Raw genomic sequence first — 1,217 nt, 5'->3', positions numbered from 1 at the left:
GCACTTACAGCTGAAAAATAAAAATTGACGAGCTATCTGGCCTTAAGTTAAGGTCAGATAGTTTTTTAGTTATACTCTTCGAAAATCAATTCAAACCACGTCAGCTTTGCCTTGCCGTGTCTATGTTACTGACTTCGTCAGTTCTATCTACAACCTCAAAGCAGTGCTTTGAGCAGCCTGCGGCTAGCTTCCTAGTTTGCTCTTTGATTTTCATTGAGTATAAGCTTTTTGGTATCTCTCCTTGAATGCCCCACTTTTCTTTAAAAAAGGAGTTTTTTATGTTGAAAAAATGGCAGTTAAAAGATGTTATCTTGCTTGCTTTCTTGTCTATCTTTTTTGGTGGCGTTTTTGTGGGTTCGGGCTATCTATTTGATATCCTCACCCTAATCTTGGCCCCTCTTGGTTTACAGGCTTTTGCCAATGAAATCCTCTTTGGTCTCTGGTGTATGGCTGCGCCCATTGCAGCTATCTTTGTTCCAAGAATCGGAAGTGCAACGATTGGAGAAGTGCTTGCTGCACTTGCTGAAGTCCTTTATGGTAGCCAATTCGGTCTAGGCGCTCTTTTGTCTGGCTTGGTTCAAGGCTTGGGAAGTGAATTTGGTTTTATCGTAACCAAGAATCGCTATGAAAGTTGGCTCTCTCTAACTGCTAATAGTATTGGAATTACCCTTTTTAGCTTTGTCTATGAATACATTAAGTTAGGTTACTACGCCTTTTCCCTTTCTTTTGTCCTTTCCTTGCTTGTGGTGCGTTTTATTTCCGTCTTTTTCTTCTGTGCCATCTTGGTTCGTGCCATTGTCAAAATCTATCATCAGTTTGCGGCTGGAGGAAAGGCGTAGATGGGGCTGGAACTACGGGGGATTCAGTCCCCAATCTTTTCGGAACCGATTGATTTTACTTTTCATGAGCAAGCTTTTACCTTGTTAGTTGGGAACAGTGGTTCAGGAAAATCCAGTCTCTTTCAAATTATTGCTCAAGTCAGTTCTCTTCCCTATAGTGGTCAAGTCCTGATAGATGGGAGTCAGGTCAGTCAGCTTTCTATCGTCGAACGTGTCCAGACGGTTGGCATTCTCTTTCAAAATCCCAATCATCAATTTACCATGGAGAACTTGTTTGAAGAGCTGATTTTTACCTTGGAAAATATTGGGCATCCCGTTCAGGAAATTGATGCTAAAATAGCTGAGGTGGTCCGGCAATGTCGTTGCGAGGCAATCTTG

Annotated in this window: 2 protein-coding genes; both read left to right on the top strand. The window is 41.9% G+C overall.

What is annotated here, in order from left to right:
• Positions 1–245 precede the first annotated feature (245 nt).
• Positions 246–839, top strand: coding sequence for an ECF transporter S component (locus tag ACWDVG_RS31635; protein WP_451704365.1), 594 nt, complete (start codon positions 246–248; stop codon positions 837–839).
• Positions 840–1,217 (top strand): ATP-binding cassette domain-containing protein (locus ACWDVG_RS31630; RefSeq protein WP_451704364.1); only part of this gene is annotated, 378 nt, incomplete at its 3' end.

The organism is Streptomyces sp. NPDC003327 (genome assembly GCF_053589515.1).
This window is presented reverse-complemented; position numbering and strand designations above follow the sequence as displayed.